The 6,061-nt window shown below is 36.1% G+C and carries 9 protein-coding genes; 8 read left to right on the top strand and 1 reads right to left on the bottom strand.

The genetic code is table 11. From position 1 onward, the window contains the following. From FTV32_RS15575 to FTV32_RS15550, 6 genes are all read left to right on the top strand, one after another. On the top strand, positions 1–620 hold a 620-nt coding region (locus tag FTV32_RS15575; RefSeq protein WP_180029077.1), incomplete at its 5' end, for a MobA/MobL family protein. Further along, positions 617–1,117: a hypothetical protein gene (locus tag FTV32_RS15570; protein WP_005098403.1), complete on the top strand. Its 501-nt coding sequence runs from the start codon at positions 617–619 to the stop codon at positions 1,115–1,117. The genes FTV32_RS15575 and FTV32_RS15570, both read left to right, overlap by 4 nt. 143 nt (positions 1,118–1,260) lie before the next feature. Then, positions 1,261–1,554, top strand: a complete 294-nt coding sequence (locus tag FTV32_RS15565) for a type II toxin-antitoxin system RelB/DinJ family antitoxin (protein WP_005098404.1) — start codon at positions 1,261–1,263, stop codon at positions 1,552–1,554. After that, complete coding sequence (locus FTV32_RS15560; protein ID WP_005098405.1) at positions 1,547–1,828, top strand: type II toxin-antitoxin system YafQ family toxin; 282 nt, start codon at positions 1,547–1,549, stop codon at positions 1,826–1,828. The genes FTV32_RS15565 and FTV32_RS15560 overlap by 8 nt, the downstream gene beginning before the upstream one ends. 58 nt (positions 1,829–1,886) lie before the next feature. Further along, entirely contained in the window at positions 1,887–2,696 is an 810-nt protein-coding gene (locus FTV32_RS15555) for a hypothetical protein (RefSeq protein WP_005098406.1), read from the top strand. 850 nt (positions 2,697–3,546) lie between these two features. Then, entirely contained in the window at positions 3,547–4,731 is a 1,185-nt protein-coding gene (locus tag FTV32_RS15550; protein WP_180029076.1) for a hypothetical protein, read from the top strand. Between the two features lie 53 nt (positions 4,732–4,784). Here FTV32_RS15550 and FTV32_RS15545 read toward each other — a convergent pair whose 3' ends face one another. Continuing rightward, positions 4,785–5,192: a conjugal transfer protein TraD gene (locus FTV32_RS15545; RefSeq protein WP_125565058.1), complete on the bottom strand. Its 408-nt coding sequence runs from the start codon at positions 5,190–5,192 to the stop codon at positions 4,785–4,787. Positions 5,193–5,469: 277 nt separating this feature from the next. Here FTV32_RS15545 and FTV32_RS15540 point away from each other — a divergent pair, with 277 nt between their 5' ends. Further along, complete coding sequence (locus FTV32_RS15540; protein WP_005098410.1) at positions 5,470–5,625, top strand: hypothetical protein; 156 nt, start codon at positions 5,470–5,472, stop codon at positions 5,623–5,625. Beyond that, on the top strand, positions 5,625–6,061 hold a 437-nt coding region (locus tag FTV32_RS15535; RefSeq protein WP_180029075.1), incomplete at its 3' end, for a MobA/MobL family protein. The genes FTV32_RS15540 and FTV32_RS15535, both read left to right, overlap by 1 nt.

Here is a 6,061-nt window from a genome sequence, read left to right as displayed (position 1 = left end):
CAAAATATCCGTATCAGTTTGCCATTCATAACCCTAAAGCAATGGATGGCAACGATCAGCCCCACGTCCACCTTATGTTTAATGAACGTCTGCAAGATGGAATCGAGCGAGATCCAGAGCAATATTTTAAACGCTATAACAGCAAGAATCCTGAACGTGGCGGAGCTAAAAAAGACAATACCGGCAAGAGTTACCAGGAACGAAAAACCGATATTAAAGACCTACGCCAAAGATGGGCAGATCTATGCAACAGCCATTTAGAAAAACATCAACTTGACAGCCGTATTGATATGCGAAGCTATAAAGAGCAAGGCATTGACAAAGAACCTGAAAAGAAACTGCTACCAAGCCAAGCGAAGAATCCTGAAATCAGGGAAGCCCTGCAACAGTCGCGTACAGCCCATAAAGAGCTTGTAGGGCTAGACTTAGGCGACCCGAAAAAAGACCTCCAAGACCTCAAAGACAGCCCAATTTCAGACAAAGAAATTAAACAAGGTATTGAGAGCTTTAAGGCTGATTTTGATAGCTTCAAACAGCTTGCTTTGGAACAGTACAAAGAACAGCAGAAATTAGAACGAGAGCAACAGAAAACCATGAATTTTAAAGGGATGAGCCGATGACACCTGATGAAAAAAAGCTATATGCACTGATGGCAGTTGCAGAACAACAGCAAAACTTAGTCAATCAGGCCGTTAAAGAGCTTCAAATCACCGAAGAACGCATTCAGAAGGTTATCGCAGGGCAAACCCATCATACCGTATCAAAATCGCTAAATACGGGTTTACAGGAGGGTACAGCGGAGCTTGTTAAGACCGCTAAAGCACTTGGACGCTTAAAAAATTCGATTGATTCAGCCAGTGATCAATTCTCATGGAAAATCATCACAATAGTTTTGGGGATTTTTGCCATTCTTATGCTTGGCATCATTTGGTTATTTGCTGTTTATATCAAACCGCTAGAGAATATTTCTAAGATTGAAAGTTTAAGAGAGGATGGTATTCAGCTTGAGATTCGAAGTTGTACTGTTGGAGAAGAATCTAAACCATGTGTGCGTGTGATGAAAGAACAGTGCAATTATGGAAAAAATCATGATTTATGTGTGATCGACCCTATATAGAAAAATTCGAAAACAAAATTTGAAAGTCTGTTATGCCAATAATTAGAGTTTTAATACTCATATTTTTACATCAAAAGTAATGAAAAAGTAAAGACAATGCCTTATATTATCTTTACATTATTGGTTCCTTGGAGGGATTAACCATGTCCGCAGTCAATTTCAATATGCGTTTAGAGGCAGAACTGAAAGAAAAAGTTACTCCTATTTTGGAGGACTACGGTTTAACCATGCCACAGGCATTTAAACTGTTCTTAAATCAAATTGTTAAAACGAAAACGATTCCATTGTCTTTTGATTATGCAAGGGAAACAGCTTTAACCCCTAAAGCAGCAGCAAAGTTGCTTCAATCTCTTAAAGAAATTGAAAATGGGGAGTACACCGAGTACGAAACAGTAGAAGAAGCCATCCAAGCAATGTCGGAAGAAGCTAATGGCTAAACGAAAAATAATCGTAACCAGTTCATTTAAAAGAGACATTAAAAGACGTTATTTAGATTTGGTTACGGCTGAATGGGCCGAGGTACTGGACTGTTTAGTTGCTAATAGTCCATTACCTGAAAAATATCTAGATCATCCATTAAAAGGTGGTGCTGAGTTTAAAAATTGTCGAGATTGCCACGTTAAACCTGATTTAGTCTTGATTTATAGGCTCGTAGGGGATGATGTTTTAGAATTACACCAGTTAGATAGCCATTCAGAAATTTTTGGTTAAGTGACCATTCAGAATTGTTTTTAATGTTTTGAAGTTAGTAAAAGTTAAGGAAGTTGTTATGTTGAAGCGGTCAAGTTTAGAAAGAAAAGAGTTCAAGCAGGAAGAGCTTACACTAATGAAGAAGCTTGATTTAAATGATATTGAGATTATTAAGTCTGATAATCTTGCACAACTCTTAATTTGGACTTCTGAACTTGCTCAACATAATCATGCTCAATTTATTGAATTTAGTAATAAGTTAGAAAATATTGATGAAATAGAAGAACGAGAAGAAATTAATAAAAAAATTAATTTTTATAGGAAAAGTGCATTTTCAGAGAATCAAATCAAAGATTTCTATATAAAGAAGCTACTGGATCAGGGAGAAGCGACCATAAGGGGATATATCAAACATCCGATTAAGCAGGATACGAAATATGCTGTAATTTCTTACCATGGATATGATTTTATTAGTTTTGCAACGCCTGAAATTGTTGAAAAATTCCCCCTGAATTTCATTGATTTTGTGCAAATGGAAGCACCAAAAACACTGGCTGATATACACCCCGATGAAGCTCTACTGCTATCAACTATCAAGAATTTTATAAAGCCCTTTAAAGAACAATATAAAAAAATAACGAGCAAAAATAGGGAGATTAAAGAACATAATGCGGTCGTACATGAAATTTATATAAAAATTAAAAATAAAGAAGCAACTCTGCAAAAATCAACAGACTCGAAGCCTAAAGAATCTAGTCCAAAGTCTACTGAAAATAGTGCTGTACCAGTAGAAATGAAGCAGGTGGCCATTCAGAAAAATATGGCTCCACAAGAAAAGCCGATTACAGTGATTAAGAAGCGAAAGTTTGCTTTAAACAAAGAAAAGTAAATTTTAATTTAAAAATACAAAGAAAAAGCCCATCGAGTATTGAAACTCGACGGGCTTTCGCTTTATATTCAGCGGTACGCAGTTATTTGATGCTTCAACATCAAGTAACGAAGATCAGCGGAGTACCACCTCGCACTGATTTCACACTAAGGCTTGTACCTGAACTCTATTTTCACAATAAACAGTGTTTATATCAAGCCTCAAAATGATAAGTCTTCGTTAATTCGTGTTTTAAATCGTCAAATAAGTATCCTAGATCGAGCTTTGCCCGCTTCTGCGTGTCCGTTTTACGGTCGGCATGCAGTACGTGTGGTAGGAATAAGTGTCACTGGCGTATTGTAGCTATAGTCGAAAGGCTAAACCGCTTACAGGGGAACTTCACACAGGCGGAGCGTTGGGAGTAGTTACATAGGACTTGTTAAGTTGTACGTTGGGGAAACCCTCGCAGAGATACAGGCAATGTAACGACAGGGAGCGCGTGGAGCGAAGTGCAAGACTTTGAGTCCTTGTCTGCATAGTCAGCAAAGCTATGTGCGGATACGACCGATATACGTGGCTCCGAAGCCAAATATATACAGGTAAATCGGCAATACTTAAGGGAAATGACTTTTTTTAAAAGTCGTCCCTTAGGGTGAGTATTGCCGAAACTCTCTCAACCGTTCACCAAAGCCAAAGCACGAAGTGCGACGCTTTGGGGAGCATGTTGAGAAGTTGAGTGCATTTGCTTTTATTGTATTTGTAGCAGGGTTGGAGCATTGCACCCTATTTTCTGCTTAGGCTATTTTTTTATGCTTTGAATATTCTATAAATCGTTATTTAATTGAATGGTAATAATTTTTGAATCTTTGAAATGACTAGAAGCAGATTTTTTAAAAAGACGTACCATTCTAATTATCGAGGTAAAGTATCTGTTGAGGATGCTGTTAAACATCAAACATATCTTGATGATATGAGAAAAGATGCTGTTTTTTATTGTGTAGATCATATTGAAAGTTCAATGATCCCACATAGTATGCTTCATAAAATAATTCAAAAGTTAAAAACGAAGCAGAACGATAGTTTAACTTTGCTAGAAAAAGCTTATTTAGTTCGCCAAAATCTTAATGCTTTACATAGTCTAGTTGAAGGTAAAATTTCTTTTAATCAATATAAGAAAGAAGTTGTTAATGACAGAATAAAACATCAAGAACACTTAGAAGCAGAAAGATTACGCTTGGAAAAACTTAGAGAATTAGAACTAATTCAGTTAAAGAAACAACAAGAAAAATTAGCTCAGGAAAGAAAAGTTAGAGAACAAGCTGAACGTGAGCGTAGAAAAAAATTAGAATCTGACCCTAAATATATAGAGAGGCAAAAAGAAAAAAATTTAATAAAAAAATATGATATTTATCTCTATGACATAGTTGATAAGCATAGATCGAAGTTAATTAATATATTGAAATTATTAGATAATAATCAGAGATTATCTGAACAAGATGCTATTTGGTTAAATTCAGAAGGACGACAGTTTTTTACAGATGAACTTAAGATCAAATTTCATCGTGTAGAAGCTGATTTTTATATTAATGAATATAAGACAACCAAATTACATTGGCATGCTATTAATGCCTCTAGTCAATTAAGAAAAGCTAAAGCAAGTAAAGAGGCTGAAAATTTTTTAGAAAATACTGAAATCTCACTAAACAAAAATAAAAAATTATTGTCAGCTTATTTCACTACACTGGGAGGAGTTAAGAGAGATATTAGAAAAGTTGATACAGCAATAGAATGTGGCGTAAAAGCTCATGAAAATAATTCTCAGGACTACAGACCATGTACTTTATTGGGAGCTATATACATGGAAAACCATGAATATACTCTTGGACATGATTGGTATAGCAAAGCACGTGACCGAGGTGCGCCAGAGAAATCTATAAATGCTGATCTCAGAAGTATTCTATTAAAATTAGATAAATCAAAACGCGTTGAAATGATTGCTAGTCTATTGAAAAAAGACCCATACCTTTATAGTTGGTTAAAAGATATTAAAAAATAATTTTTAGCCTCTAAAAATCCCAATTTAAGTGTTGGGATTTTTATTATAAAACATCACTTTTTACGCTGATTTAAAGTTTCTTGTCCTAAATCTTTCCAAATCTGCCATTTCATATCATTTGGGTCAATTTCAGCAGTTTTAAGCAAAATTCCAAGTAATTCTGCTGGGTCCCGTTGATCTAGGTTCGCAATCTCAAAAAGTGCGCCTAATTGAATGAGATGACGTGTACGAGCTTTTCGTTCAGCTTCCTTTTCAGCATTCAATAATTTTCTAACTGCTACTTTCTGTTTATTAGCTCGATCTATCGCTTTTTCGGCTTTAATTAATGCATTCAGTTTTTTCTCTTGGTCGGGTGTACGGTATTGAATTTTTGCTAATTCCAATAAAAGTTTTTGAGCATCACTCGGATTTTTTAAAGCAGAAATATAGGTGATTTTTTCAGACAACCAATCATTATTCATATTCAATTCCATTAATTCAGATACCGCAAAAGTACAGGCTTAATTCTCAAAGAACGATAACAAAATAATTACGTCAAATGTACGCAATTTTGTTAAAGTCGTTCTAGAGATTGTCGCCTGCACTTCCATCAAAATTTTGATGGCGCGCTTAGACGTTTCTCAATTTCATTGAGAAACCTAATCACGTTAGGGACTTCATCCCTAAAACCCTGAAACTTCTTTTTTTCGTAAATTGAAAATTTACGGAAAAAAGAAGTACCAAAGCTAGGAGCAAAATATGCAACTAAAACAGGTATTGGGAAAAATCAAAGACATTACTTTTGGCGTGATCGCAGCACCGCTACTTATCATTATTATGATATGGGCTTCGATACTCGATCAAAGAGCCTTTAAGAAAGAACGCAACCAAAAAAAGGAACAGGATAAAACCTAATGGCGATTGCTCGTTTAAGTGTCAAAGTTGGTAAGGCAGGTAAGGCAGCCCCGCATGCCGAATATATAGATCGGGATGAAGAAAAAAAGAAAAAAGAGGAACAGGCTAAAACTGACCTTGAACATAGTGACTATGGGAACATGCCGAAATGGGCGGAACATAATCCGATTAACTTTTGGCAGTCAGCCGACCTTTACGAGCGCAAAAATGGCAGTACCTACCGAGAATATGAAATTGCCCTGCCTAGAGAGATGAATGCCGAGCAACGCCTAGAACTGGTCGAGGACTTTATCCAGTCTGAAATTGGCTCAAAATATCCGTATCAGTTTGCCATTCATAACCCTAAAGCAATGGATGGCAACGATCAGCCCCACGTCCACCTTATGTTTAATGAACGTCTGCAAGATGGAATCGAGCGAGATCCAGAGCAATATTT

The organism is Acinetobacter sp. YH16032 (assembly GCF_013417345.1).
GTDB lineage: Bacteria > Pseudomonadota > Gammaproteobacteria > Pseudomonadales > Moraxellaceae > Acinetobacter.
The sequence above is the reverse complement of the archived record's forward strand: the minus strand, read 5'-3'. Positions and strand labels throughout refer to the sequence as shown.

Excerpts from the sequence above, each read along its gene's own strand:
- FTV32_RS15570 (WP_005098403.1), top strand. The coding sequence starts at position 617 with ATGACACCTGATGAAAAAAAGCTATATGCACTGATGGCAGTTGCAGAA.
- FTV32_RS15565 (WP_005098404.1), top strand. The coding sequence starts at position 1,261 with ATGTCCGCAGTCAATTTCAATATGCGTTTAGAGGCAGAACTGAAAGAA.
- FTV32_RS15560 (WP_005098405.1), top strand. The coding sequence starts at position 1,547 with ATGGCTAAACGAAAAATAATCGTAACCAGTTCATTTAAAAGAGACATT.
- FTV32_RS15555 (WP_005098406.1), top strand. The coding sequence starts at position 1,887 with ATGTTGAAGCGGTCAAGTTTAGAAAGAAAAGAGTTCAAGCAGGAAGAG.
- FTV32_RS15550 (WP_180029076.1), top strand. The coding sequence starts at position 3,547 with ATGACTAGAAGCAGATTTTTTAAAAAGACGTACCATTCTAATTATCGA.
- FTV32_RS15545 (WP_125565058.1), bottom strand. The coding sequence starts at position 5,192 with ATGAATAATGATTGGTTGTCTGAAAAAATCACCTATATTTCTGCTTTA.
- FTV32_RS15540 (WP_005098410.1), top strand. The coding sequence starts at position 5,470 with ATGCAACTAAAACAGGTATTGGGAAAAATCAAAGACATTACTTTTGGC.